This is a genomic window from Streptomyces sp. NPDC057877 (genome assembly GCF_042796855.1).
Taxonomy (GTDB): domain Bacteria; phylum Actinomycetota; class Actinomycetes; order Streptomycetales; family Streptomycetaceae; genus Streptomyces.
This window is the reverse complement of sequence record NZ_JBHVMS010000005.1, coordinates 413,413-438,275: the sequence shown is the minus strand read 5'-3', so window position 1 is coordinate 438,275 and position 24,863 is coordinate 413,413. Positions and strand designations below refer to the sequence as shown.

General features: G+C 71.5%; 23 protein-coding genes. 13 read left to right on the top strand and 10 right to left on the bottom strand.

The features are described 5' to 3' along the window. Positions 1 to 43: 43 nt before the first annotated feature. Positions 44 to 1,186 (bottom strand): nicotinate-nucleotide--dimethylbenzimidazole phosphoribosyltransferase, encoded by a 1,143-nt coding sequence (gene cobT, locus ACFVQG_RS17035; protein ID WP_383382905.1) that lies wholly within the window; start codon positions 1,184 to 1,186, stop codon positions 44 to 46. Between the two features lie 197 nt (positions 1,187 to 1,383). Between cobT and ACFVQG_RS17030 the strand changes: the two genes are divergently transcribed. Then, the gene (locus tag ACFVQG_RS17030) at positions 1,384 to 2,193 is read left to right on the top strand and encodes a class I SAM-dependent methyltransferase (protein WP_383382902.1); all 810 of its coding nucleotides are present in this window, start codon (positions 1,384 to 1,386) and stop codon (positions 2,191 to 2,193) included. Positions 2,194 to 2,206: 13 nt separating this feature from the next. Here ACFVQG_RS17030 and ACFVQG_RS17025 read toward each other — a convergent pair whose 3' ends face one another. After that, positions 2,207 to 3,415 (bottom strand): bifunctional adenosylcobinamide kinase/adenosylcobinamide-phosphate guanylyltransferase, encoded by a 1,209-nt coding sequence (locus ACFVQG_RS17025; RefSeq protein WP_383382899.1) that lies wholly within the window; start codon positions 3,413 to 3,415, stop codon positions 2,207 to 2,209. Positions 3,416 to 3,676: 261 nt separating this feature from the next. Here ACFVQG_RS17025 and ACFVQG_RS17020 point away from each other — a divergent pair, with 261 nt between their 5' ends. Continuing rightward, positions 3,677 to 3,889, top strand: a complete 213-nt coding sequence (locus ACFVQG_RS17020) for a hypothetical protein (RefSeq protein WP_383382896.1) — start codon at positions 3,677 to 3,679, stop codon at positions 3,887 to 3,889. A 28-nt stretch (positions 3,890 to 3,917) separates the two neighbouring features. Here the strand turns inward: ACFVQG_RS17020 and ACFVQG_RS17015 are convergent, their stop codons facing one another. The 3 genes from ACFVQG_RS17015 to ACFVQG_RS17005 all read right to left on the bottom strand — a co-directional run bounded on the left by ACFVQG_RS17015 (position 3,918) and on the right by ACFVQG_RS17005 (position 6,451). Then, complete coding sequence (locus tag ACFVQG_RS17015; protein WP_383382892.1) at positions 3,918 to 4,982, bottom strand: S1C family serine protease; 1,065 nt, start codon at positions 4,980 to 4,982, stop codon at positions 3,918 to 3,920. A 72-nt stretch (positions 4,983 to 5,054) separates the two neighbouring features. Beyond that, entirely contained in the window at positions 5,055 to 5,762 is a 708-nt protein-coding gene (locus ACFVQG_RS17010) for a class I SAM-dependent methyltransferase (protein ID WP_383382889.1), read from the bottom strand. 59 nt (positions 5,763 to 5,821) lie between these two features. After that, positions 5,822 to 6,451 carry a DUF3043 domain-containing protein gene (locus ACFVQG_RS17005; RefSeq protein ID WP_383382886.1) on the bottom strand — a complete coding sequence of 210 codons (630 nt, stop codon included), beginning with the start codon at positions 6,449 to 6,451 and terminating at the stop codon, positions 5,822 to 5,824. A gap of 276 nt (positions 6,452 to 6,727) precedes the next feature. Between ACFVQG_RS17005 and ACFVQG_RS17000 the strand changes: the two genes are divergently transcribed. The 5 genes from ACFVQG_RS17000 to ACFVQG_RS16980 all read left to right on the top strand — a co-directional run bounded on the left by ACFVQG_RS17000 (position 6,728) and on the right by ACFVQG_RS16980 (position 13,128). Continuing rightward, positions 6,728 to 7,543 carry a PspA/IM30 family protein gene (locus ACFVQG_RS17000; RefSeq protein ID WP_383382883.1) on the top strand — a complete coding sequence of 272 codons (816 nt, stop codon included), beginning with the start codon at positions 6,728 to 6,730 and terminating at the stop codon, positions 7,541 to 7,543. A 22-nt stretch (positions 7,544 to 7,565) separates the two neighbouring features. Beyond that, the gene (locus ACFVQG_RS16995; protein ID WP_383382880.1) at positions 7,566 to 7,847 is read left to right on the top strand and encodes a hypothetical protein; all 282 of its coding nucleotides are present in this window, start codon (positions 7,566 to 7,568) and stop codon (positions 7,845 to 7,847) included. Positions 7,848 to 7,951: 104 nt separating this feature from the next. Then, positions 7,952 to 9,184: a sensor histidine kinase gene (locus tag ACFVQG_RS16990; protein WP_383382877.1), complete on the top strand. Its 1,233-nt coding sequence runs from the start codon at positions 7,952 to 7,954 to the stop codon at positions 9,182 to 9,184. Next, on the top strand, positions 9,181 to 9,864 hold the full coding sequence (locus tag ACFVQG_RS16985; RefSeq protein ID WP_383382874.1) for a response regulator: 684 nt from the start codon (positions 9,181 to 9,183) through the stop codon (positions 9,862 to 9,864). Before ACFVQG_RS16990 ends, ACFVQG_RS16985 begins: the two co-directional genes overlap by 4 nt. A gap of 156 nt (positions 9,865 to 10,020) precedes the next feature. After that, positions 10,021 to 13,128 (top strand): efflux RND transporter permease subunit, encoded by a 3,108-nt coding sequence (locus ACFVQG_RS16980; protein WP_383382871.1) that lies wholly within the window; start codon positions 10,021 to 10,023, stop codon positions 13,126 to 13,128. Between the two features lie 151 nt (positions 13,129 to 13,279). Here ACFVQG_RS16980 and nadA read toward each other — a convergent pair whose 3' ends face one another. Then, positions 13,280 to 14,464 (bottom strand): quinolinate synthase NadA, encoded by a 1,185-nt coding sequence (gene nadA / locus ACFVQG_RS16975; protein WP_383382868.1) that lies wholly within the window; start codon positions 14,462 to 14,464, stop codon positions 13,280 to 13,282. 345 nt (positions 14,465 to 14,809) lie between these two features. On the opposite strand from nadA, the gene erpA reads away from it, so the two are divergent. Further along, positions 14,810 to 15,166, top strand: a complete 357-nt coding sequence (gene erpA, locus ACFVQG_RS16970; protein ID WP_019522019.1) for an iron-sulfur cluster insertion protein ErpA — start codon at positions 14,810 to 14,812, stop codon at positions 15,164 to 15,166. A 68-nt stretch (positions 15,167 to 15,234) separates the two neighbouring features. Here erpA and ACFVQG_RS16965 read toward each other — a convergent pair whose 3' ends face one another. Both ACFVQG_RS16965 and ACFVQG_RS16960 read right to left on the bottom strand, forming a co-directional pair. Beyond that, positions 15,235 to 16,785, bottom strand: a complete 1,551-nt coding sequence (locus tag ACFVQG_RS16965) for a hypothetical protein (RefSeq protein WP_383382863.1) — start codon at positions 16,783 to 16,785, stop codon at positions 15,235 to 15,237. A gap of 126 nt (positions 16,786 to 16,911) precedes the next feature. Then, positions 16,912 to 17,121 carry a hypothetical protein gene (locus tag ACFVQG_RS16960; protein ID WP_383382858.1) on the bottom strand — a complete coding sequence of 70 codons (210 nt, stop codon included), beginning with the start codon at positions 17,119 to 17,121 and terminating at the stop codon, positions 16,912 to 16,914. A gap of 144 nt (positions 17,122 to 17,265) precedes the next feature. Here ACFVQG_RS16960 and ACFVQG_RS16955 point away from each other — a divergent pair, with 144 nt between their 5' ends. Beyond that, complete coding sequence (locus tag ACFVQG_RS16955; RefSeq protein ID WP_383382855.1) at positions 17,266 to 18,240, top strand: carbohydrate kinase family protein; 975 nt, start codon at positions 17,266 to 17,268, stop codon at positions 18,238 to 18,240. 10 nt (positions 18,241 to 18,250) lie between these two features. On the opposite strand, the gene ACFVQG_RS16950 is transcribed toward ACFVQG_RS16955, so the two are convergent. Beyond that, entirely contained in the window at positions 18,251 to 19,633 is a 1,383-nt protein-coding gene (locus ACFVQG_RS16950; RefSeq protein WP_383382852.1) for a cysteine desulfurase/sulfurtransferase TusA family protein, read from the bottom strand. Between the two features lie 258 nt (positions 19,634 to 19,891). Here ACFVQG_RS16950 and coxB point away from each other — a divergent pair, with 258 nt between their 5' ends. The 4 genes from coxB (at position 19,892) to ACFVQG_RS16930 (ending at position 24,373) form a co-directional block, all read left to right on the top strand. After that, entirely contained in the window at positions 19,892 to 20,851 is a 960-nt protein-coding gene (coxB, locus tag ACFVQG_RS16945) for a cytochrome c oxidase subunit II (RefSeq protein WP_383382849.1), read from the top strand. Further along, entirely contained in the window at positions 20,848 to 22,587 is a 1,740-nt protein-coding gene (gene ctaD, locus ACFVQG_RS16940) for a cytochrome c oxidase subunit I (RefSeq protein ID WP_383382846.1), read from the top strand. Before coxB ends, ctaD begins: the two co-directional genes overlap by 4 nt. Continuing rightward, positions 22,584 to 22,982: a cytochrome c oxidase subunit 4 gene (locus ACFVQG_RS16935; RefSeq protein ID WP_383382843.1), complete on the top strand. Its 399-nt coding sequence runs from the start codon at positions 22,584 to 22,586 to the stop codon at positions 22,980 to 22,982. The genes ctaD and ACFVQG_RS16935 overlap by 4 nt, the downstream gene beginning before the upstream one ends. Positions 22,983 to 23,113: 131 nt before the next feature. Beyond that, complete coding sequence (locus ACFVQG_RS16930) at positions 23,114 to 24,373, top strand: Ig-like domain-containing protein (protein ID WP_383382840.1); 1,260 nt, start codon at positions 23,114 to 23,116, stop codon at positions 24,371 to 24,373. Between the two features lie 81 nt (positions 24,374 to 24,454). On the opposite strand, the gene ACFVQG_RS16925 is transcribed toward ACFVQG_RS16930, so the two are convergent. Beyond that, positions 24,455 to 24,856, bottom strand: a complete 402-nt coding sequence (locus ACFVQG_RS16925) for a hypothetical protein (protein ID WP_383382837.1) — start codon at positions 24,854 to 24,856, stop codon at positions 24,455 to 24,457. Positions 24,857 to 24,863 lie beyond the last annotated feature (7 nt).

Sequence of the window (24,863 nt, the reverse complement as noted above, 5' to 3'; positions counted from 1 at the left end):
CTGGTTCCCGTGGCCGCCGCCCGGCTCCGGTGACCGCCGTCCGCTACTCCGCCGTAGCCGCGCCTTCGGTCCCGCCCTCGGCCTCCGCCCCGGGCTCCTCCGGCTTGGGCTCCTTCGCCTCGGGCTCCTCCGGCTTGGGCTCCGGCTTCTCGGGGAGTTCGGCCGCGAGGGCCGCCGCGGACTGGACCAGGGGGAGCGCCAGCAGGCCGCCCGCGCCCTCGCCGACCTGGACCCCGTGGTCGAGCAGGGGCTCCAGGGCCATCCGGTCGAGCGCCTTGGCCTGCCCCGGCTCCCCGCTGTTGTGCGCGGCCAGCCACCAGTCAGGCGCCCGGAAGGCGACCCGCTGGGCCACCAGCGCGCAGGACGCGGCCACGACCCCGTCCAGGACCACCGGCGTCTTCCGTACCGCGCTCTGCAGCAGGAAGCCCGTCATCGCCGCGACGTCGGCCCCGCCCACCGCGCCCAGCAGCGCCAACTGGTCCCCGAGCACCGGCCGGGCCCGCCGCAGCGCGTCCCGGATCGCCGCGCACTTGCGCATCCACGCCAGGTCGTCGATCGCGAGCCCGCCCCGCCCGGTCACCACGGACGCGTCGGTCCCGCACAGCGCGGCCACCAGCACGCCCGCCACCGTGGTGCCGCCCACGCTCACATCGCCGAGCACCACCAGATCCGTCCCGGAGTCGGCCTCCTCGTCGGCCACCGCCACCCCGGCCAGGAACGCCGCCTCCGCCTCCTCGGCGGTCAGCGCGTCCTCGATGTCGATCCGGCCGCTGCCACGCCGCACCCGGTGCCGTACGACGTCCTCGGGCAGCGTGCCCGGGTCGCAGTCCAGCGCCATGTCGACCACCCTGACGGGCACCCCGAGCCGCCGGGCGAGCACGGACACCGGCCGCCCGCCATCGAGGATCTCCCGCACCAGCTCGGCCGCGCTGCCCGCGGGCCGCGCCGACACCCCCAGCTCGGCCACCCCGTGGTCGGCGGCGAAGAGCACCACCCGGGGCTGTTCGACCGTCCGCACCGGCACGGCACCCTGTGCCGCGGCCAGCCACTCGCCCAGGTCGTCGAGGCGCCCGAGGGATCCGGGGGGCACGATCTGACGCTCCCGGCGCGCCTCGGCATCGCGGCGCACCGCACTGTCGGGGCGTTCGATCAGATCGGTGAAGTCGTCGAGATTCAGCGAACTCATTCGCCGAACAGTACCGCCCCCGGTCGAACAGGGCGGCGCCACCTGGCGACCACCACGGGACGGAGCCGTTGCGGGCGAGATCGCGATCCCATAAGTCCAGCTTCGCGCTAATCAGCGACATATGTTGCTGTATGTGATCACGTGGGTACGTATCGCGCTGATCTTCTTCATACGTCCTCGCGCCGCCGGGAGTCACCATGCCCGCCCCCCTCGCCCGACTCGCGACCGACCGCCGCCGCACGGCGTACCTCACCCGGCTCGCCCTGGACACGGACCGCTTCTTCGAACCGCGCCGCGCCGACTGCCCCTGGTGCGCCTCGACCCGCCTCTACACCCGCCCCCCGGCCCGCGGCGGGCTCACCACCGACGAGTGCCGGGACTGCGCCCACGTCTTCCAGAACCCCCGACTCACCGCGGAGGGCATGGCGTTCTACGACCACGACCCGGCCGCCCCCCGCCCCGCCTCCGCGCGCCGCCGTCACCGTGCGGCGGCCCGCGCGATGCTGCCCCTCACGGAACCGGAGAGCTGGCTGGACGTGGGCACGGGCGAGGCCGGGTTCCCGCGGGCGGCCGTGGAGTTCTTCCCGTACACGTCGTTCGACGGCACCGACCCCACGCCCCGCGTCCTGAAGGCCCGCGCCGCCGAGCACGTCGAGGAGGCCTACGTCGGCCCCCTGGCCACCCCCGCCCTCACCGCCCACCTGCGCGCCCGCTACGACGTGGTCAGCATCCTGCACCACCTGGAACACACCCCCGACCCGCGCGCCGAACTCCGCGCCGCCCTCACGGTGTTGCGCCCCGGCGGCCACCTCCTGCTGCACCTGACCGACCCGGCCGCCCCCTTGCGCCTCGCCCCCCGCCCCCCGCACACCCTCCACCTCTTCCCACGCCAGAACCTCCACGCGGAACTCAAGGCCCAGGGCTGCGCGATCCTCACCCCGCCCCGCCCGGCCCCGTTCGCGACGAGCTACCGGGTCATCGCCCGCACACCGGCCCGACCACGCTGACGCACCCCGCCCCTCACCCCCGCAACACCACCGCCTGCCCCGCCACCACCAGCACCACCTGCTCGCACTCGTCCGCGAACCCGGCGTTCAGCCGCCCCAGTTCGTCCCGGTACCGCCGACCGGAAGCCGTGGCGGGCACGATCCCCGAGCCGACCTCGTTGGACACGGCGACCACGATCCGCCGGGCGCCGCGCACCGCCTCGGTCAGCTCCCGCACCCGCTCCCGCAGCGCCCGCTCCCCGCCGTCCGCCCACTCGGCGTCGTCCCACGCCCCGACGGCGTCCATCGCGTCGGTGAGCCACAGCGACAGACAGTCGATGAGCAGCGGCGGCCCGTCGTCCTTCAGCAGCGGCACCAGATCGCAGGTCTCCACCGTCCGCCAGGACCCCGGCCGCCGCTCCCGGTGCGCGGCGACGCGGTCCGCCCACTCGCCGTCCCCGCCGCGGGTGCCGCCGGTGGCGACGTAGACGACGTCGGGGAAGGCCGCGAGCCGCCGTTCGGCCTCGACCGACTTGCCCGAGCGGGCCCCGCCCACCACCAGGGTCCGCCGGGGCACGTCGGGGACGTCCTCGTAGACGCCGACCATCAGCGTCGTACCGTCCGGCACGGCGCGCGCCCCGGCGGCCGCGAGCCGTCGGCGCAGTTCGGCGCCCGGCGGCACGTCGTGGTCGAGGTGTACGGCGATCACGTCCGTCGTCGGCCCGACCGCCCCGACGGCCCGCAGCCGGGCCAGCGCGTCGGGCCGCCCGACCACATCGGCGAGGACCATGTCGTAGGCCTCACTCGCCCCGGAACCCTCCTCCAGACCGGCGGGCGCGCCACCCGGCGGCAGATACAGCAGCCGCTGGCCGTCCGGCCCGGTGACGGCGTACCCCGTGCCCGGCGCGTCCATCGCCACCGCCCGCACCCGGTGTCCCGTCAGCAGCGCCAGCTCCCGCCCGTCCGGCACCCGCCCGGGCTGCGGCACACCGGCCGGGACCTCGACGGCCGGTCCGTCGTGCGGATGCGACAACAGCACCTGCCGTACGCCGCCCAGCGAGCGTCCCGCCCGCGCCGCCGCGAACGCCGCGCCGGGGGTCAGATCGAGCAGCAGCGCCCCGTCGACGAGCAGCGCGGTGGCCGCCCGGGAGTCGGGGCCGAGCGCGGTCGCGCAGGCCGCGCAGGGACAGTCGGGGCGGGGCAGGCCCTCTGGGGCACCAGTGCCGAGCAGTGTCAGTTCCACGCCCTGATCTTCCCGTGCCGTCGCTGCTCCTGCGCGCCCGACGAGGGCCTGTCCGGCGGATCATGTCGCGGACGCGGGGTCCGGCGCGCCCTCCCGGAAGCCCTGGAGCAGGGGGGACGCTCAGGCCCCCGCTCACCTGCGCCTATCGGACGCCGCTGGTTTTCCGTGACCTGATCCGCCGGACAGGCCCTAGGCTTCGGGCGGGAGCCGGTGAAGATCGGCTCCGGGTTCTCTGCCGGTGCTGACATCTGGGAGGCGTACATGGCGGCATGGACGTGGCGGTTCGAGAAGGGTGACGGGACGGAGGTCCAGCCCGCGGTACAGCCCGAGGAGTTCACCACGCAGGGCGACGCGGAGTCCTGGCTCGGGGAGAACTGGAAGGACCTGCTGGCCGGGGGCGCGGACCAGGTGCGGCTGTTCGAGGACCGCACCGAGATCTACGGCCCCATGAGTCTGCACGCCGACCAGTCCTGAGCAGCCCACCCCGCCCACGGCGGGGTGGCTACTGCTCGCCCAGCGTCACCTCCACGGTCCGCTCGTCGCCGTCCCGGGTGAAGGTCACCTTCGTCCTGTCCCCGGGCTTGAGCGCGGCCAGCGCCTCCGCCAGGGAGGTGATGGTGGTGATGTCGGAGTCCCCGAGCCGCACGATGACGTCCCCGGCCCGGATGCCCGCCTCGGCGGCGGCCCCGCCGCGGGCGACCTCGACGACGGCGACCCCGTTGGGCCGGTACTGGTCGTCGATGACCGTGCGGCCGGTGATGCCGAGCGCGGCGCGGCCGGAGTCGGTGACCCGGCCGTCCTCGATGATCTGGTCGGCGATCGTCCGCACCGTGGACGCCGGGATCGCGAACCCGATCCCGGGCGCCGCGTCGCCCGACCCGCCGGGGTCGGTGGCGGTCAGCGTCGGGATGCCGATGACCCGGCTGTCGAGGTTCACCAGCGCGCCCCCGCTGTTGCCGGGGTTGATCGCCGCCGAGGTCTGGATCATGTTGCTGATGGTCGCGCCGGTCGCGCCGCCCGTACGGCCCTCGCTGACGGTCCGTCCGGTCGCCGAGACGATGCCCTGTGTCACGCTCGACGACAGCCCCAGCGGCGACCCCATGGCGAGCACGATCTGTCCCACGTCGACCTTGGAGGAGTCCCCGAACTCGGCCGCCCGCAGCCCGTCCGGCACCCGGTCCAGCTTGATGACGGCGAGATCCTGCTCGGGATAGGCGTAGACGAGCCTCGCGGCCTGCGGGCTCTCGTTGCCCGCCGTCGTCACCTGGAACGTCTTCTCCCTGCCGACGACGTGCGCGTTGGTCACGATGTGCCCGTCGTCGTCGTACACGACCCCCGAGCCGAGATCGTCCCGCGCCTGGATCTGCACGACCGACGGCAGGACGTCCCTGATCACCTTCTGGTAGTCATCCTGAAGGTCGCTGGTCGCCTTCGGTACCTTCCGCTCCTCCGCCACGGAGACCGGAACTCCGGAGCCCGAGCACCCGGTGCCGAGGGCCAGCGCGCACGCACAACCGACGGCGGCCACTCCGAGCCGCCGACCAGCAGGGATTCGGGAAACGTCCATGCCCCGAGTCTGTGCCGAGCACGCGGCGCGGGCCCGTCCGGCTGACCCGAACGGGCGTCGCGGCCCCCCGCTTCAGCCCCGTACCCCGCAAAGGTGCAACAGCGCCGCCACCCCGCGATAGGGATCCGTCCGCCCCGCCCGCTCCTCCGCCGCCAGCAACCGCTCGAGGACCGGGGCCCCCGGCAGGGCCGCGTCCTCCGCCGCCGTGTCCGTGAAGACGCGCACGCCGTACCAGGCGTGCAGGGGGGCGCCGATGCCCGCGAGGGTGGCGGTGAGGGGGGTCAGGCGGTCCGCCCGGACGTCGACGCCCTGGCGGTTGCGGTACGCGGTCGAGCCGAAGGCCGCCAGCGCGCCCGCCCAGTCGCCGGAGAGACCGGGGCGCATGGCGAGGGCGTCGCCGTTGCGGACCAGGACCGACAGGAGGCCGCCCTGGGCGAGGACGCGGGCGAGGCCCGCCAGCAGGGGGTCGGGCTCCTCGACGTACATCAGGACGGCGTGGCAGAGGACCACGTCGAAGCTGCCGGGCAGGAAGTGCACGCCGGTGTCCCGGCCGTCGCCCTCGATGATCCGTACCCGCTCCCGGATGCCCTCCGGTTCCCCGGTGAGCACCGCGCGGGCCGCGGAGATCATCGCCCTGTCGTGTTCGAGGCCGGTCACCTGGTGCCCGGCCCGGGCCAGCCGCAGCGCCTGCGCGCCCCGGCCCATCCCGACGTCGAGCACCCGCAGCCGCTGCCCCACCGGGAACCGCCCGGATATCTGCTCCTCCAGTTGCCGGGCCACCAACTCCTGGCTGACGACGTCGCGCAGACCGCCCGCGCCCCCGGAGAACGGCGAAGCGCTCAGGGCTTCTCCCCGCGCTTGACCTGCGGCTTGGGCAGCCGAAGACGGCGCATCTGGAGGGACCGCATCAGGGCGTAGGCGACCACACCGCGCTTGCTCTCGTCCGGGAAGCGCTCGTTCAGCCGCTTCTTCAGGCGGTAGCCGCTGAACACCGAGTCCAGCACGATCAGCACGATCACGAACAGCCACAGCAGCAGCGCCGCGTTCTGCAGCGCCGCGACCCGGACCATGCTCAGGACGAGGATGACCACGGCCATCGGCAGGAAGAACTCGGCGATGTTGAACCGCGAGTCGATGAAGTCACGGGCGAACCGGCGCACCGGACCCTTGTCCCGCGCCGGGAGGTAACGCTCGTCACCGCTGGCCAGCGCCTGGCGCTGCCGGTCGAGCGCGGCACGGCGCTCCTGGCGCGACCGCTTGGCGGCCTCCTTGCGCGAGGTCGGGGTACTGGCCACGCTGCGGCGCTGGGCCTGGGCCTCACTCCGCTTCGGTGTGGGCCTGCCCTTCGGGGCCTGCGGGTCACGGGTCTGCTTGGAGTCGGTCACCAGCGCCTTGTCGGCGCCCGGGGCCTTCTCTTCCTTGGCACGGCTACGGAACACAAAACCCAAGGGTACGGGGTACGGGGGCATGGACCCCAGCCCCGCGGGGAACGATCCGGCAACACCAGTCGTCTGTAAGGGGACAGAGGGGACGTCGCGGACGGTTCGCCCGGAGGGGACTCCGAGACGCCCGGTATCCACCCGGGTGTCACCTACTCCTTACGCCGGAGCGGTTCCGTACGCAGTCGTCCTTGGGGATGAGCGCATCCGTCCCCGAACAGTGCGTCAATGGATGCAGGGCCCGTACTGTGGGTTCTGTCGCAGACCTGAGAGCTGGAGTCCGTCAGAAGGGGGCGCGCGAAGCCCATGAGCGGTGTCATGAAGCGTATGGGGATGATCTTCCGCGCGAAGGCGAACAAGGCCCTTGACCGGGCCGAGGACCCGCGCGAAACCCTCGATTACTCGTACCAGAAGCAGCTGGAGCTGCTCCAGAAGGTGCGCCGCGGCGTCGCGGACGTCGCCACGTCGCGCAAGCGGCTGGAGCTTCAGCTCAATCAGCTGCAGCAGCAGTCCACCAAGCTGGAGGACCAGGGCCGCAAGGCGCTCGCCCTGGGCCGGGAGGACCTGGCCCGTGAGGCGCTGTCCCGGCGGGCCGCCCTCCAGCAGCAGGTGACGGACCTCGAGACGCAGCACGCGACCCTCCAGGGCGAGGAGGAGAAGCTCACCCTGGCGGCCCAGCGCCTTCAGGCCAAGGTCGACGCCTTCCGTACGAAGAAGGAGACCATCAAGGCCACCTACACCGCGGCCCAGGCACAGACCCGGATCGGAGAGGCGTTCTCCGGCATCTCCGAGGAGATGGGCGACGTCGGCCTGGCGATCCAGCGCGCCGAGGACAAGACCGCCCAGCTCCAGGCGCGGGCCGGGGCGATCGACGAACTCCTCGCCTCCGGCGCCCTCGACGACCCCTCCGGCATGGCCAAGGACGACATCCAGGCCGAGCTGGACCGGCTCTCCGGTGGTACGGATGTAGAGCTGGAGCTTCAGCGCATGAAGGCCGAGCTGGCCGGAGGCACCGGTGGTCAGCAGCAGGCCATCGAGGGCGGCGGCGGTCAGTCGCAGTCCCAGGCGCAGTCGCAGCCCCAGCAGCAGCCGCAGGACACCCCGCGCTTCGACAAGCAGTAGGCCTCACGCCGAGGAGGGCGTCGTGATCGTACGGATCATGGGGGAGGGGCAGGTGAGGCTCGACGACAGCCACTTCGTCGAGCTGAACAAACTGGACGACGAGTTGCTCGCCGAGATGCAGAGCGGCGACGAGGAAGGCTTCCGGCGCACCCTGGGCGCCCTCCTGGAAGCGGTCCGCAGCATGGGCACCCCCCTCCCCGACGACGCCCTGGAACCCTCGGAGCTGATCCTGCCGTCCCCCGAGGCGACCCTGGAGGAGGTCCGGGAGATGCTCAGCGACGACGGCCTGATCCCGGGCGTGTGACGCTCACCGCGGCCTGGCGTGTGACGCTCATCGCGGCCTGATCCCGGGCGTGTGACGCTCACCGCGGTTCCGGCCCTGGTGGGGACGCCGTACCGTAAACAGGCGTGAGCACCCCCACCGTAGAGCGCACCCGGCACTGGCTGAAGGCCCACCCCCTGGCCCTGGACGCCGCGCTCGGGGCGGGTGTGCTGGCCTGCATGGTGGCGGGGTCCTTCGTGGACCCGCGCGGCGAGGACGGCGTCACCTGGGGCCTGCGCACCCCGGACCCGCTCAGCCTGGTGCTCATCTCGCTCGGCGCCGCCGCGCTGGTGCTCAGACGCCGCGTCCCGAAGGCGGTCCTCGCCTTCACCGGCGCCCTCTCCCTGGTCGAGTCGGTCACCGGCGACCCCCGCGCCCCCGTCGCGATGTCCGCCGTCATCGCCCTGTACACCGTCGCCGCCACCACCGACCGCCCCACCACCTGGCGCATCGGCCTGCTCACCATGACCGTGCTGACCGGCTCCGCGATGTTCGTCGGCCCGCTGCCCTGGTACGCGCAGGAGAACCTGGCGATCTTCGCCTGGACCGGGATGGCCGCCGCGGGCGGGGACGCCGTACGCAGCCGCCGGGACTTCGTGCAGGCCATCCGCGAGCGCGCCGAGAAGGCCGAACGCACCCGCGAGGAGGAGGCACGCCGCCGGGTCGCCGAGGAGCGGCTGCGCATCGCCCGCGATCTGCACGACGTGGTCGCCCACCACATCGCCCTGGTCAACGTGCAGGCCGGAGTCGCCGCCCATGTCATGGACAAGCGGCCCGACCAGGCCAAGGAGGCCCTCGGGCACGTCCGGGAGGCCAGCCGCTCGGCGCTGAACGAACTCCGGGCCACCGTCGGACTGCTGCGCCAGTCCGGCGACCCCGAGGCCCCCACCGAACCGGCCCCCGGCCTCGCCCGCCTCGACGAACTCGCCGGTACGTTCCGCAACGCGGGCCTGCGGGTCGAGGTCGCCCACGTCGACCACGGCGCCGAACTGCCCGCCGCCGTCGACCTCGCCGCCTACCGGGTCATCCAGGAGGCCCTCACCAATGTGCAGAAGCACGCGGGCCCCGTGGCCAGGGCCGAGGTGAGCGTCGTACGGGTGGGACCGAACGTGGAGATCACCGTCCTCGACGACGGCACCGGCGACGGCGACCGGCCCGTCACCGGCGGCGGCCATGGACTGCTCGGCATGCGGGAGCGGGTCACCGCCCTGCGCGGCACCCTCACCACCGGACCTCGCTACGGAGGCGGCTTCCGCGTCCATGCGATCCTGCCGGTCAAGGTCAAGACCCGCATCGCCTCCGAGAAGGGCCCCGTATGACCATCCGCGTCCTGCTCGCCGACGACCAGGCGCTGCTGCGCAGCGCGTTCCGGGTCCTGGTCGACTCGGAGCCCGACATGGAGGTGGTCGGTGAGGCGTCGGACGGCGCGGAGGCGGTCCGGCTGGCGAAGGAGCGGCGCGCCGACGTCGTCCTGATGGACATCCGGATGCCCGGCACCGACGGGCTCGCCGCCACCCGGCTGATCAGCGCCGACCCCTCCCTCGCCCATGTCCGGGTGGTCATCCTGACCACGTTCGAGGTCGACGACTACGTGGTGCAGTCGCTGCGCGCGGGCGCCTCCGGCTTCCTCGGCAAGGGCTCCGAGCCCGAGGAGCTGCTGAGCGCGATCCGGGTGGCCGCGGGCGGTGAGGCGCTGCTGTCCCCGGCGGCGACGAAGGGGCTGATCGCCCGGTTCCTCGCCCAGGGCGACGGCGCCGACGACGGCCGGGACCCGGCCCGCTCCGAGCGCCTCGACGCGCTGACCGTACGGGAGCGTGAGGTGCTGGTGCAGGTCGCGGGCGGGCACTCCAACGACGAGATCGCCGAGCGCCTCGAGGTCAGCCCGCTCACCGTGAAGACGCACGTCAACCGGGCCATGGCCAAGCTGGGCGCCCGCGACCGGGCGCAGCTGGTGGTGATCGCCTACGAGTCGGGGCTGGTACGTCCAAGGGTGGACTGACCGGCGGGGGGCCGTACTGCGCCCGCGGTATACGGCGTACAGGAAATGGACCCAGGGGCTACGAACCGGCCTTCGCGCATGGCTCAGGGTGTAGGCACGGGCTCCCCTGCGCCCGTCCCGTCCCCCGCTCAGGCCACAGAAGGAAGACGCTCACCCATGTCCTGGCTGTCCAGATTCAGCCTCGCGCAACGGGCCCTGATAGGGCTGATGTCCATCATCGCGCTCGCCTTCGGGGCGATCGCGATACCGCAGCTGAAGCAGCAGTTGCTGCCCACCATCGAACTGCCCGTGGTGTCGGTGGTCGCGCCGTACCAGGGCGCGTCCCCTGACGTGGTCGAGAAGCAGATCGTCGAGCCCATCGAGAACAACCTCGAGGCCGTCGACGCCATCACCGGTGTCACCTCCACCGCCAGCGAGGGCAACGCCGTGATCATGGCGTCCTTCGACTACGGCAATGACACCCAGCAACTCGTCGCCGACGTCCAGCAGGCCGTCAACCGGGCCCGCGTCCAGCTCCCGGACGACGTGGACCCGCAGGTCGTCGCCGGTTCCACGGACGACATCCCGACCGTCGTCCTGGCCGTCACCTCGGACCAGGACCAGCAGGCGCTGGCCGACCGCCTCGACCGCACCCTGGTGCCGGACCTGAAGGAGATCGACGGCGTCGCCCAGGTCACCGTCGACGGGGTGCGCGACCTCCAGGTCACCGTCACCCCGGACGGGAAGGAGCTGGCCGCGGCCGGGCTGACCACCCAGGCCCTCGCCCAGACCCTCCAGGCGGGCGGCGCGACCGTCCCGGCCGGTTCCTTCGACGAGGACGGCGGCAACCGCACCGTCCAGGTCGGCGGCGGTCTGACCTCGCTCGAGCAGATCGAGGACCTGATGGTCACCGGCGAGGGCGCGAAGAAGCCCGTCCGCCTCGGTGACCTCGCCACGGTGCGGGAGGAGCCCGCCAAGGCCGACTCCCTGACCCGCACCAACGGCGAGCCCAGCCTCGCCGTCGCCGTCACCATGGACCACGACGGCAGCGCGGTCGCCATCTCCGACGCCGTCCGCGACCAGCTGTCCGACCTGCGCGCCGACGTCGGCTCCGGCGCCACCCTGACCATCGTCAGCGACCAGGGCCCGGCGGTCTCCAAGTCCATCAAGGGCCTGACCACGGAGGGCGCGCTCGGCCTGGTCTTCGCGGTGCTGGTCATCCTGGTCTTCCTGGCGTCGATCCGCTCGACGCTGGTCACCGCGGTGTCCATCCCGCTGTCGGTGGTGCTGGCGCTGATCGTGCTGTGGACGCGTGACCTCTCCCTCAACATGCTCACGCTGGGCGCGCTGACCATCGCCATCGGCCGGGTCGTGGACGACTCGATCGTGGTCCTGGAGAACATCAAGCGGCACCTGGGCTACGGAGAGGAGCGCGAGGAGGCCATTCTCAAGGCGGTCCGCGAGGTCGCCGGGGCGGTCACCTCCTCCACCCTCACCACGGTCGCCGTGTTCCTGCCGATCGGCCTGGTCGGCGGCATGGTGGGCGAGCTGTTCGGCTCCTTCAGCCTCACCGTCACCGCGGCCCTGCTCGCATCCCTGCTGGTCTCCCTGACGGTCGTCCCGGTGCTGTCGTACTGGTTCCTGCGCGCCCCCAAGGGCACCCCGCAGGACGCCGAGGAGGCCCGCCGCCTCGCCGAGGAGAAGGAGGCGAGGAGCAGGCTCCAGCGCCTCTACGTCCCCGTCCTGCGGTTCGCCACCCGGCGCAGGCTGACCAGTGTGGCCCTCGCGGTCGTCGTCCTGGTCGGCACGTTCGGCATGGCCCCGCTGCTGAAGACCAACTTCTTCGACCAGGGCGAGCAGGAAGTCCTCACCGTCAAGCAGGAGCTGGCGCCGGGCACCAGCCTGGCCGCGACCGACGCGCAGGCGAGGAAGGTCGAGAAGCTGCTCGCCGGTACCGAGGGCGTCAAGGACTACCAGGTCACCATCGGCTCCTCCGGCTTCCTGGCCGCCTTCGGCGGCGGCACCGACAGCAACCAGGCCTCGTACCAGGTGATGCTGGAGGAGTCGGCCGCCTACGAGGACGTCCACGACAGCATCGAAGAGGGCCTCGCCGACCTCAAGGGGATCGGCTCGACCACCATCGCCGCCGGTGACGGCTTCGGCAGCCAGGACCTCAGCGTGGTGGTGAAGGCCGCCGACGCCGACGTACTGCGCAAGGCGGCCGAGGAGGTCCGCGAGACGGTGGCGTCGCTCGACGACGTGACCGACGTGACGAGCGACCTCTCCCAGAGCGTGCCGCGCATCTCGGTGCGGGCCACCGAGGAGGCCGCCGCGGCGGGCTTCGACGACCAGACGCTGGGCGCCGCCGTCACCCAGGCGGTGCGCGGCACGACCGCCGCGAAGGCGACGCTGGACGACACCGAGCGCGATGTCGTGATCAGGTCGGAACGGCCCGCGGAGACCCTGGCCGAGCTGGAGAAGCTGCCGCTGGGCACGGTGGAGCTGGGCGACATCGCCACCGTCGAGCTGGTCGACGGCCCGGTGTCGATGACCCGCATCGACGGTCAGCGCGCGGCCACCATCAGCGCCCGGCCGACCGGCGACAACACCGGCGCGGTCAGCGCCGACCTCCAGTCCAAGATCAACGGCCTGGACCTCCCGGCCGGTGCCACCGCCTCCATCGGCGGTGTCTCCGAGGACCAGGACGACGCGTTCGCCAACCTGGGCCTGGCGATGCTGGCGGCGATCGCGATCGTCTTCCTGCTGCTGGTCGCCACCTTCCGCTCGCTCGTCCAGCCGCTGATCCTGCTGGTCTCCATCCCGTTCGCGGCGACCGGCGCGCTCGGCCTGCTGATCGTCACGGGCACCCCGATGGGCGTCCCCGCGATGATCGGCATGCTGATGCTGATCGGCATCGTGGTGACCAACGCGATCGTGCTGATCGACCTGATCAACCAGTACCGCGCCCAGGGCCACGGCGTCATCGAGGCGGTCATCGAGGGTGGCCGCCACCGCCTGCGCCCCATCCTGATGACCGCCCTGGCGACGATCTTCGCCCTGCTCCCGATGGCCTTGGGCATCACCGGCGAGGGCGGCTTCATCGCCCAGCCGCTCGCGGTGGTCGTGATCGGCGGCCTGATCACCTCCACCCTGCTGACCCTCCTCCTGGTCCCGACGCTCTACGCGATGCTCGAACTCCGCAAGGAGCGCCGGGCGAGGAAGCGGGCGGCGAAGCGGGAGGCGAAGACGCCGGTGGCGGCGGAGCCGGAGCCCGCGCGGGTCTAGCCCCGTACGACGAAGGGGGCCGCACCCTTGCCGGTGCGGCCCCCTTCTGTTTCGTACGCGTCTGTTTCGTACGCGTCTGTTTCGTACGCGGCTACGGCAGCGCGAGCCTTCTCGTACGCGGCTGCGGCAGCGTGAGGCTTCCCGTACCCGGCTACGGCAGCGCCAGCATCCGCTCCAGCGCCAGCTTGGCGAACGCCTCGGTCTCCTTGTCCACCTCGATGCGGTTGACCAGCTTGCCGTCGGCGAGGGACTCCAGGGCCCAGACCAGGTGGGGCAGGTCGATGCGGTTCATGGTGGAGCAGAAGCAGACCGTCTTGTCGAGGAAGACGATCTCCTTGCCCTCGGGAGCGAAACGGTTCGCCAGGCGGCGGACCAGGTTCAGCTCGGTGCCGATGGCCCACTTGGAGCCCGCCGGGGCGGCCTCCAGCGTCTTGATGATGTACTCGGTCGAGCCGACGTAGTCGGCGGCGGTGACGACGTCGTGCGTGCACTCGGGGTGGACCAGGACGTTGACGCCCGGGATGCGCTCGCGCACGTCGTTGACCGAGTCGAGGTTGAAGCGGCCGTGCACCGAGCAGTGGCCGCGCCACAGGATCATCTTGGCCGCGCGCAGCTCGTCGGCGGTCAGACCGCCGTTCGGCTTGTGCGGGTTGTAGACGACGCAGTCCTCCAGGGACATGCCCATGTCGCGGACGGCGGTGTTGCGGCCGAGGTGCTGGTCCGGCAGGAAGAGGACCTTTTCGCCTTGCTCGAAGGCCCAGTCCAGGGCGCGCCTGGCGTTCGACGAGGTGCAGATGGTGCCGCCGTGCTTGCCGGTGAAGGCCTTGATGTCGGCGGAGGAGTTCATGTACGAGACGGGCACCGTGACGTCGGATATCCCGGCCTCGGTCAGCACGTCCCAGCACTCGGCGACCTGCTCGGCCGTCGCCATGTCGGCCATCGAGCAGCCCGCGGCGAGGTCGGGCAGCACGACCTTCTGGTCGTCGCCGGTGAGGATGTCCGCGGACTCGGCCATGAAGTGCACACCGCAGAAGACGATGTACTCGGCCTCCGGGCGCGCGGCGGCGTCCCGGGCCAGCTTGAAGGAGTCACCCGTGACGTCGGCGAACTGGATGACCTCGTCGCGCTGGTAGTGGTGGCCGAGCACGAAGACCTTGTCGCCGAGCCTCTCCTTCGCCGCGCGGGCGCGCTCGACCAGGTCCGGGTCGGACGGCGAGGGCAGGTCGCCGGGACACTCGACGCCACGCTCGCTCCTCGGGTCGGCCTCACGGCCGAGGAGCAGCAGGGCGAGGGGCGTCGGCTGTACGTCGAGCTCCTGGATCTGGGCGGTGGTCACGACACGCACCCTTTCTTTTCTGCGGCTCGCCGGGACCGGAGGATCCGGACCCGGCGGGACAAGGCGGGACACCGTTTCGACTTCTCGTCGAATTGACGCTATCTATCATAACCGGTTCACGTCAGTTTGACGATGGGCCATAGCGTCTATGTGACATGAATCCCTGGGGACCCTGATTCATTCCCGAAAGGGCCGTTTTCCGCTTCACGGCGTGTGTGCGAGCATGAAGAAGGACCGAAGGAACCAAGGGAACCGGCAACACATCGCCCGCCCCGGAATGAATCCGCGGCCCCGCCGGTTGCAACCGTCGGCAAGCAGTCTCCGTACAACCCGGGAGAGATGTAGATGTCCGTATCGGACGAGACCACCACCGTCACCGACGGCATCGTCCTGACCGACGCCGCCGCGTCCAAGGTCAAGGCCCTGCTCGACCAGGAAGGCCGTGACGACCTCGCCCTGCGCGTCGCCGTCCAGCCCGGCGGCTGCTCCGGCCTGCGCTACCAGCTCTTCTTCGACGAGCGTTCCCTCGACGGCGACGTGGTCAAGGACTTCGGCGGCGTCAAGGTCGTCACCGACCGGATGAGCGCCCCGTACCTGGGCGGCGCCACCATCGACTTCGTGGACACCATCGAGAAGCAGGGCTTCACGATCGACAACCCGAACGCGACGGGCTCCTGCGCCTGCGGTGACTCCTTCAGCTAGACGATCGGGTACGACGAGACGGCGGCGGTTTCCTCCATGGAGGGGCCGCCGCCGTCGTCGTACCCGGGTCAGCGCGGGAGCCGCGCGCCCGGCTTCTCCAGGGGGACCGCCTTGCCGTCGGTGCCGACCACCTCGCGGTCGCCCAGGGGCTCGTCCAACTGCACGGTGCGGTGGTGGACCTTGGCGATCAGGATGCAGACCTGGTCCTTCCACGGCTTCTCGATGACCTTGACGGTCACCTTCTCCGCGCTCTCCTGCGCGGTCACCGTGTAGTCGGCGCACACCCCGGCGGTGAAGGCCACGGTCAGCTCGCTCCCCTCGGTCGTATAGGCCTCGACGTCCAGGGCACGGGTGCTCGGCTCGTCTCCCGGCCCGGTCGGACGCGGGCTGGGCCGCGCGGGCGGCTCCTCGGACCGCGGCGACTTCAGGAACTCCGGCTCCACGGCCGGATACGTCACCGTGAACCCGTCCTCGGCCCCCGGCGCCCGCACCTCGAACAGCCACGACGGCACCAGCGTCTGCCGCGCGTCCACGAAGTGCGACGCCAGCCCGAACACGGCCGACTCGACCTCGATCGGGGCGGCCTCGGCGGTCCTGGGCGCGCCGGTCGCCCCCTCGCACGGCCCGCTCTCCTCCAGCGGTACGGCGCTGGCGCAGCCGCCGACGCCGCCGCGCCCGGAGCCGACGGTGCCCGGGGCGGTGCTGTTCATCAGCTTCAGCGTGTCGTCGGCCGTGAGCACCGGATACGTGTCCCCCTTCACCGGCGCCTTCAGCTGCCCGCTGCCACCGACGACCTCACCCTGGGAGCCGACGGTGACACCGGTCGGCCAGCCGTAGGTGGGCAGACCGCCGATCACGGGGTCGGCGTTGACCGTCCGCTGGGCGCCCATGACCTGGCCCGCGTCGAGCTTCGCGTCGTCCTGGCCGACCGCCTTCAGCACCGGCGCCGCGGCCTTCTTCGCGGCGGCCTCGCCGACCGGGTCGCCGCCGGGCTGGTCCTTGGCGCAGGTGGTGGGGCTCTGGCAGTTGTCGGTGCCGGGGGAGTAGCGGTGGAACGTCCAGGTGCCGGGCGCCTGCCGGTTCACCTGGAGGCTCGGCCCCTGACCGTCCTGCCCGCCGACCCGCCACGCCTGCCCTTCGGCCACCGGCTTCCCGTCCAGCCCGAGCGCCGCGGCCAGCCGGGCCACCTCCGCCTCGGTGACCTCGCCGCGCGCCCGGTACACGGCGGCCGAGCCGGGTCCGTCCGGCAGCGCGCCCGAGGCCCGGTAGGTGACGCCGTTCGGATCGGGCTCGCCCGGCGCGATGCCGTGCGTTCCGCCGCCCTCGGCGTACCCGTCCAGCGCGAGCGGTGGCGGACTCCCCCCGTCCGCCCCGGGCGACGCCCCGGACCCACCGGAGGCCGACGCCGCGAGATACGCCCCACCGCCGCCGACGGCCACCACGGCGGCGACGACGACGGCGACCAGCCCGCGCGACCGCCGCGGCCCACGCGACCCACCGTCGTCACCGTGCGCGGGCTCGCCGCCCTCCGTGACGCCCGCGTCCGTCGTGGCGTCCGCCGAGTCCCTACCCGTACCCCTGTCCCGCGCGGCGTCGTCGTCGGGTCGCTCGGTGTTCACCGCATCGCTCCTTCGGGTGCGCAGCCGGTCCGCTGTCCGGCTGTCGTATTCCGTATGCCCCTCAACGGGGGACAGCGATGGGACGCAACGGGCGAGCGCGCGGTTCCCCGCAGGGTGGTGCTCCGGTCAGTCGCCGTAGTCCTCCATCGCCGCCAGCAGCCGGGCCGACGCGGGCGGCACGCGGACCCCGTGGATGAGGGACGGGGAGACGGGCACCGGCGTGATCCGGTCGGGCGCCGCCCAATGGGGTGCCATCCGCGCGCAGTCGCCCAGAAGCGCGTCCAGACCGCCGTCCACGTCGGCCGGAACGGAGCGCTGGGTCTTGAGGTTCGTCATAGCGGAACCGTAGGCACGCTCGGGGCCGCGAAGAAAGGTCTACTATCGGGTAGTTTCGGCCGCTTCAGCGGCACCCGTGGACCGGGTAGCGTGAACTGTCAACGCCTCCTCCAGGCCCGCCGACTCCTCAGGAGAGTCCACGCCGTGCGCATCGCAGTCACCGGCTCCATCGCCACCGACCATCTCATGACCTTCCCCGGCCGCTTCGCCGACCAGCTCGTCGCGGACCAACTGCACACGGTCTCGCTGTCGTTCCTGGTCGACCAGCTCGACGTACGCCGGGGCGGCGTAGGCGCGAACATCGCCTTCGGCATGGGCCAGCTCGGCACCCGGCCCATCCTCGTCGGCGCCGCGGGCTCCGACTTCGACGAGTACCGCGCCTGGCTGGACCGGCACGGCGTCGACACCGGCTCCGTCCGGATCTCCGAGACCCTGCACACCGCCCGCTTCGTGTGCACCACCGACGCCGACCACAACCAGATCGGCTCCTTCTACACCGGCGCCATGAGCGAGGCCCGCCTGATCGAGCTGAAGACGGTCGCCGACCGCGTCGGCGGCCTGGACCTGGTCTCCATCGGCGCCGACGACCCGGAGGCCATGCTCCGGCACACCGAGGAGTGCCGCTCCCGGAACATCCCCTTCGCCGCCGACTTCTCCCAGCAGATCGCCCGCATGGACGGGGAGGAGATCCGCGTCCTGCTGGACGGGGCGACGTACCTGTTCTCCAACGAGTACGAGAAGGGCCTCATCGAGTCCAAGACCGGCTGGAGCGACGAGGAGATCCTCGGCAAGGTCGGCCACCGCGTCACCACCCTCGGTGCCCGCGGCGTCCGCGTCGAGCGCGCCGGTGAGGACCCCATCGAGGTCGGCTGCCCCCAGGAGGAGCGCAAGGCCGACCCCACCGGCGTCGGCGACGCCTTCCGCGCCGGTTTCCTCTCCGGTCTCGCCTGGGACGTCTCCCTGGAGCGCGCCTGCCAGATCGGCTGCATGCTGGCCACCCTGGTCATCGAGACCGTCGGCACCCAGGAGTACCAGCTGCGCCGCGCCCACTTCATGGACCGCTTCACCACGGCCTACGGCGTCGAGGCCGCCGCCGAGGTCCAGAAGCACCTGTCGTAACGGCACCGGCTCACGACAACCGGCGGACCACATAGGCCACACCCCGGTCCGCCGGTTCCTCACCGACGTACTCCTGCCCGCGCATCTCGCACCACGCCGGGATGTCCAGCCGCGCCGCCTCGTCGTCGGACAGCACCCGCACCGTGCCGCCCACCGGCACCTCCCCGATGACCTTGGCCAGCTCGATCACCGGGATCGGGCAGCGCTTGCCGAGGGAGTCCACGACGAGCGCGTCCCCGCCCACGGCCGCCACCGGCGCCGCCGCGGGCGCCCCCAGCTTCTCCCGCACCCCGGCCACCGCACCCGGCAGCACCTCCAGGAACCGCTCCACGTCCTCGGCCGCGGTCCCCGGCGGCAGCGACACCCGTACGTTGCCCTCGCTCAGCACCCCCATCGCCCGCAGCACATGGCTCGGCGTCAGCGTGCTGCTCGTACAGGACGACCCGGACGACACGGAGAAACCGGCACGGTCCAGCTCGTGCAACAGCGCCTCCCCGTCGACATAGAGGCAGGAGAAGGTGACGATGCCGGGCAGCCGCCGCTCCGGGTCGCCGACCACCTCCACATCGGGCACCACCCCCGCCACCCGCGCCCGGATCCGCTCCGTCAGCTCCCGCAGCCGTACCGCCTCCGCGTCCGCCTCGGCCCGCACCGCCCGCAGCGACGCCGCCGCGGCCACGATCGCCGGAATGTTCTCGAACCCGGCCGCCCGCCCCGACTCCCGCTCGTCCACCGGCCCTTGGGCCGCGAACCGCACCCCCTTGCGGACGACGAGCAGCCCGACCCCCGACGGCCCACCCCATTTGTGCGCGCTCGCCGCGAGCAGCGACCAGTCGCCGTCCACCGGCCCCCACCCCAGCGACTGCGCCGCGTCCACCAGCAACGGCACCCCCGCCGCCCGGCACACCTCGGCCACCTCCGCCACCGGCTGCACGGTCCCCACCTCGTGGTTGGCCGACTGCAGACACGCCAGCGCGGTGTCCGGCCGCAGCGCGGCGGCGTACCCCTCGGCCGTCACCGCCCCCTCCCGGCCCACCGCCACCTGGCTCACCGTGCCCCCGTCGGCCTCGTGCACCTCCGCCGCGTGCAGTACCGAGGAGTGTTCGACGGCAGACACGATCAGGTGACGCCCCACCCGCCACCGCCCGCCCAACGCCCCCGCCACGCCCGAGTGCACGGCCCGCGTCCCGGACGACGTGAACACCAACTCGTCCGGACGGCAGCCCGTCGCCTCCGCGGCGGCCTCTCGCGCGGCATCGAGCAGCATCCGAGCCCGCCGCCCTTCCCGGTACAACCGCGCCGGATCAGCCCACCCCTCGTCAAGTGAGGCTTGCAGCGCCTGCCGGGCGACAGGATGAAGAGGAGCAGCGGAAGCGGCGTCAAAGTAGGCCATACGGCAACGCTAGAACGTCCGTGAGGAGCCTCGCCCTCAGGGGCGCGGGGAACTGCGCGAACAACCGCAACGGACCCGCAGCCGCCAAACCAGCGAACCACCCCCCTCACTAGGCACCCCTCCTCGCGACCCCCGACAACGCGTCGGCTAGGGTTTGGTCCGCATAAACATCCAAACCCCTGCCCGACGCAGGGCGGCGACCGACCAGCGAGAAGGCCGCAGCCGACCGCGCGGGCGAGACTCTCGGGAAGGCGCTACGTGAGTCCCAACGGCTCCGACCGCTCGCCGCGGCGCCCGATGCGGCGGAAGCTGCTGCAGGCACTGACCGCGGGCCTGGTCCTGGCGACCGCCACCGGTTGCACATGGGAGGACTTCCCCCGCCTTGGTATGCCCACCCCAACCACGGAAGAGGCTCCGCGGATCCTCTCCCTGTGGCAGGGATCCTGGGCTGCCGCGCTCGCCGTCGGCGTGCTGGTGTGGGGCCTGATCCTGTGGAGTGCTTTCTTCCACCGGCGCAGCCGCACCAAGGTGGAGGTCCCTCCGCAGACCCGGTACAACGTGCCCATCGAGGCCCTGTACACGGTCGTACCGATTCTCATCGTCTCGGTGCTCTTCTACTTCACGGCCCGTGACGAATCGAAGCTGCTCGAGCTGGAGGACAAGCCCGACGTCACGGTCAACGTGGTCGGCTTCCAGTGGAGCTGGTGCTTCAACTACATCGAGAACGTCGAAGGTTCCACCGGCGACGCCAAGAAGGCCAAGGAACTGGACGCGGTCCCGGACCGCTACCGGGAGGACTTCCCGGCCGACGCCGGTGGCGTCTACACCTGCGGCACCCCGGGTGAGGAGAACCCGCAGACCGGCAACCCGGGCCCGACCCTGTGGCTGCCCGAGGGCAAGCGCGTGCGCTTCGTCCTGACCTCGCGGGACGTCATCCACTCCTTCTGGGTGGTTCCGTTCCTGATGAAGCAGGACGTCATCCCGGGCCACACCAACGCCTTCGAGGTGACCCCCAACCGGGAGGGCACCTTCCTGGGCAAGTGCGCCGAGCTGTGCGGTGTCGACCACTCCCGGATGCTGTTCAACGTGAAGGTCGTCTCCCCTGAGCGCTACGAGCAGCACCTCAAGGACCTCGCGAAGAAGGGGCAGACCGGTTACGTTCCCGCCGGCATCGCGCAGACGAGCCACGAGAAGAACCGGGAGACGAACAACCTGTGAGCATCGTCAACGAACCTCAGGGCGCCTCGGCGGCTGAGCCCTCGTACTACGAGGACGAGATGCCGGTCCGGCGCCGACAGCCCGGCAACGTCGTGGTGAAGTGGCTGACGACCACCGACCACAAGACGATCGGAACGCTGTATCTGGTCACGTCGTTCGCCTTCTTCTGCATCGGCGGTGTGCTCGCGCTGTTCATGCGCGCCGAGCTGGCCCGTCCGGGTACGCAGCTGATGTCGAACGAGCAGTTCAACCAGGCGTTCACGATGCACGGCACGATCATGCTGCTGATGTTCGCGACGCCGCTGTTCGCGGGCTTCGCGAACTGGATCATGCCGCTCCAGATCGGTGCCCCCGACGTCGCCTTCCCGCGGCTGAACATGTTCGCCTACTGGCTCTACCTGTTCGGCTCGCTGATCGCGGTCGGCGGCTTCCTCACCCCGCAGGGCGCGGCCGACTTCGGCTGGTTCGCCTACTCCCCGCTGTCGGACGCGGTCCGCTCGCCGGGACTCGGCGCCGATCTGTGGATCATGGGTCTGGCCTTCTCCGGCTTCGGCACCATCCTCGGCTCGGTCAACTTCATCACCACGATCATCTGCATGCGCGCCCCCGGCATGACCATGTTCCGCATGCCGATCTTCACCTGGAACGTGCTGCTGACCGGTGTGCTGGTGCTGCTCGCCTTCCCGGTGCTGGCCGCCGCGCTGTTCGCCCTGGAGGCGGACCGCAAGTTCGGGGCGCACATCTTCGACTCCGCCAACGGTGGAGCGCTGCTGTGGCAACACCTCTTCTGGTTCTTCGGCCACCCAGAGGTGTACATCATCGCGCTGCCGTTCTTCGGCATCATCAGTGAGATCATCCCGGTCTTCTCCCGCAAGCCGATGTTCGGCTACTCGGGTCTGATCGCCGCGACGATCGCGATCGCCGGTCTCTCCGTGACGGTGTGGGCCCACCACATGTACGTCACCGGTGGTGTGCTGCTGCCGTTCTTCGCCTTCATGACGTTCCTCATCGCGGTCCCGACCGGTGTGAAGTTCTTCAACTGGCTGGGCACGATGTGGAAGGGCTCGCTGTCCTTCGAGACACCGATGCTCTGGGCGACCGGCTTCCTGATCACCTTCCTCTTCGGTGGTCTGACCGGTGTCATCCTGGCCTCGCCGCCGCTGGACTTCCACATCTCCGACTCGTACTTCGTGGTGGCGCACTTCCACTACGTCGTCTTCGGCACCGTCGTCTTCGCCATGTTCGCGGGCTTCCACTTCTGGTGGCCCAAGTGGACCGGCAAGATGCTCGACGAGCGGCTCGGCAAGATCACCTTCTGGACGCTGTTCATCGGCTTCCACGGCACCTTCCTGGTCCAGCACTGGCTGGGCGCCGAGGGCATGCCGCGCCGGTACGCGGACTACCTCGCGGCCGACGGCTTCACCGCCCTGAACACCATCTCGACGATCAGCTCGTTCGTGCTCGGCCTGTCGATCCTGCCGTTCATGTACAACGTCTGGAAGACGGCCAAGTACGGCAAGCCGGTCGGCGTCGACGACCCGTGGGGCTACGGCCGCTCCCTGGAGTGGGCGACCTCCTGCCCGCCGCCGCGGCACAACTTCCTCACCCTGCCGCGGATCCGCAGCGAATCCCCCGCGTTCGACCTGCACCACCCTGAGATCACCGAGTACGAGCAGCTGGGCTCCGGCGGTGCGTCGGCGGCCGTCCTCGCGAGCGGCAAGGAGGCCGGCAAGTGAAGATCCAGGGCAAGCTGTTCATGTGGCTGAGCCTGTTCCTCCTGATCATGGCCATCGTCTACGGCCTGTGGTCGAAGGAACCGGTCGGTACCACCGCCCTCTTCCTGTCGTTCGGCCTGGCCATCATGATCGGCTTCTACCTCGGCTTCACGGCCAGGCGGGTGGACGCCGGGGCACAGGACAACAAGAACGCGGACGTCGCGGACGACGCGGGCGAGCTGGGCTTCTTCAGCCCGCACAGCTGGCAGCCGCTGTCGCTGGCCATCGGCGGCGCCTTCGCCTTCCTCTCGATCGCGGTGGGCTGGTGGCTGCTGTACTTCTCGGCCCCGCTGGTGCTGGTCGGCATCTACGGCTGGGTCTTCGAGTACTACCGCGGTGAGAACCGCACCCAGTAGCACACGCCGCGCGTACGACGAGCCCGGACACTCCGTCAGGAGGGTCCGGGCTCCGTCGTTTCGCCCCCTGGCCTTCCCCCGGACGGGTCACTCGGCGCGCCGACGCCGACGGCGCTCCCTAGCGTGAGGTCATGAGTCACAGCACCCGCACCACCGTCGGCCGCACGCTGCTGGTGCTCGCGCTCGGCGCGGGCGCCGCCTCCTGCGGCGGCGGTGACGGCAACCCACTGGCGTCCGCCCCGTACGACGCGTCGGACCAGATCTCCTTCAACGGCCCCACGGACGACGGGAAGAAGGCCGACCCCGGCAAGCCCCTGGAGGTCATCGCCGAGGGCTCTGACGGCCGCATCACGGACGTCACGGCCGTGGACGCCGCCGGACGCCGTGTCGCGGGCGAACTGGCCGCCGACGGCAGCCGCTGGCACAGCACCTCACCGCTGGCCGCGAACGCCCACTACACGGTCCGGGTGAGCACGGAGGACGACGACGGCGCCCCCGGCCGCCGGGTCCTCTCCTTCGACACCGGCAGGCCGCTCACCCAGAAGCGGCTGAACGTCACCTTCGGCCCCAAGTCGGGCACCTACGGCGTGGGCCAGCCCCTCACCGCCGAACTGAGCGAGCCCGTCAAGGTCAGGGCACAGCGTGCCATCGTCGAACGCGGCCTCAAGGTGGAGTCCCGGCCCTCGGTGGAGGGCGCCTGGCACTGGGTGTCGGACAAGGAACTCCACTACCGCCCCAAGGAGTACTGGCCCACCGAGGCCACCGTCCAGGTGCGCAGCACCCTCGACGGCATCAAGGTCAGCGACCGCCTCTGGGGCGGCACCGCCAGGCCACTGAAGATCACCACCGGTGACCGGGTCGTCGCCGTCGCCGACGCCGCCTCGCACTCGCTGACGGTCTACCGCAACGACGAGGAGATCAAGTCCATCCCGGTCACCACGGGCAAGCCCGGCTTCGAGACCCGCAACGGCGTCAAGGTGGTCCTCGGCAAGGAGTACTTCGTACGCATGCGCGGCACCAGCATCGGCATCGCGGAGGGCTCGGCGGAGTCGTACGACCTGCCCGTCTACTACGCCACCAGGGTCACCTGGAGCGGCGAGTACGTGCACGCGGCCCCGTGGTCCGTGGGCTCCCAGGGCTCCGCCAACGTCAGCCACGGCTGCGTCGGCATGAGCACCGCCAACGCCGAGTGGTTCTTCGACAACGTCCGCGAGGGCGACCTGGTCAAGGTCGTCAACTCCGAGGGCGACATCATGGAACCCTTCGGCAACGGCTTCGGCGACTGGAACGTCCCCTGGCAGAAGTGGCGCGAAGGCAGTGCCCTGGTCAGGAGCACGCCCCAGGGAGCGAACCAGGAACAGACGGCCCGCCTGCAGCCGACGGCGACGTGACGCCCCCGAAGGGGCGCGGGGAACCGCGCGGCCAGCCACCGACGACCCGCAACCCGCCAGCGATCAGAGCGGCCCCACCGCTCAGGCGCTCAACGACGCGGGCCCCCGCAGCAACCCGGCCAACGCCTGCGCGAACTCCACCGGCTCCACCGGCGCGGTCACCGCCGCGTCCGCCCGGCTCCACGTCGCCAGCCACGCGTCCTGCGGACGGGCGATGAGCAACAGCACCGGCGGGCAGTGGAACACCTCGTCCTTGATCTGGCGGCAGACGCCCATGCCCCCCATCGGCACGGCCTCCCCGTCCAGCACACAGGCGTCGATGCCGCCCTTGTCCAGCTCCCGGATCACGGCCTGCGGCGTCGCGCACTCCAAGAACTCCACCACCGGCACGTCCGGAGCAGGCCGTCGCCCGGTCGCGAGCCGGATCTGCTCGCGCGTGCCTGAGTCGTCGCTGTAGACCAGCACCGTGGCGGTCGGCTGCATGCTTCCT

Coding starts and splice junctions, on each gene's coding strand:
- cobT (WP_383382905.1), bottom strand. CDS start 1,186: ATGAGTTCGCTGAATCTCGACGACTTCACCGATCTGATCGAACGCCCC.
- ACFVQG_RS17030 (WP_383382902.1), top strand. CDS start 1,384: ATGCCCGCCCCCCTCGCCCGACTCGCGACCGACCGCCGCCGCACGGCG.
- ACFVQG_RS17020 (WP_383382896.1), top strand. CDS start 3,677: ATGGCGGCATGGACGTGGCGGTTCGAGAAGGGTGACGGGACGGAGGTC.
- ACFVQG_RS17015 (WP_383382892.1), bottom strand. CDS start 4,982: ATGGACGTTTCCCGAATCCCTGCTGGTCGGCGGCTCGGAGTGGCCGCC.
- ACFVQG_RS17005 (WP_383382886.1), bottom strand. CDS start 6,451: ATGCCCCCGTACCCCGTACCCTTGGGTTTTGTGTTCCGTAGCCGTGCC.
- ACFVQG_RS17000 (WP_383382883.1), top strand. CDS start 6,728: ATGAGCGGTGTCATGAAGCGTATGGGGATGATCTTCCGCGCGAAGGCG.
- ACFVQG_RS16985 (WP_383382874.1), top strand. CDS start 9,181: ATGACCATCCGCGTCCTGCTCGCCGACGACCAGGCGCTGCTGCGCAGC.
- ACFVQG_RS16980 (WP_383382871.1), top strand. CDS start 10,021: ATGTCCTGGCTGTCCAGATTCAGCCTCGCGCAACGGGCCCTGATAGGG.
- erpA (WP_019522019.1), top strand. CDS start 14,810: ATGTCCGTATCGGACGAGACCACCACCGTCACCGACGGCATCGTCCTG.
- ACFVQG_RS16960 (WP_383382858.1), bottom strand. CDS start 17,121: ATGACGAACCTCAAGACCCAGCGCTCCGTTCCGGCCGACGTGGACGGC.
- ACFVQG_RS16950 (WP_383382852.1), bottom strand. CDS start 19,633: ATGGCCTACTTTGACGCCGCTTCCGCTGCTCCTCTTCATCCTGTCGCC.
- ACFVQG_RS16930 (WP_383382840.1), top strand. CDS start 23,114: ATGAGTCACAGCACCCGCACCACCGTCGGCCGCACGCTGCTGGTGCTC.
- ACFVQG_RS16925 (WP_383382837.1), bottom strand. CDS start 24,856: ATGCAGCCGACCGCCACGGTGCTGGTCTACAGCGACGACTCAGGCACG.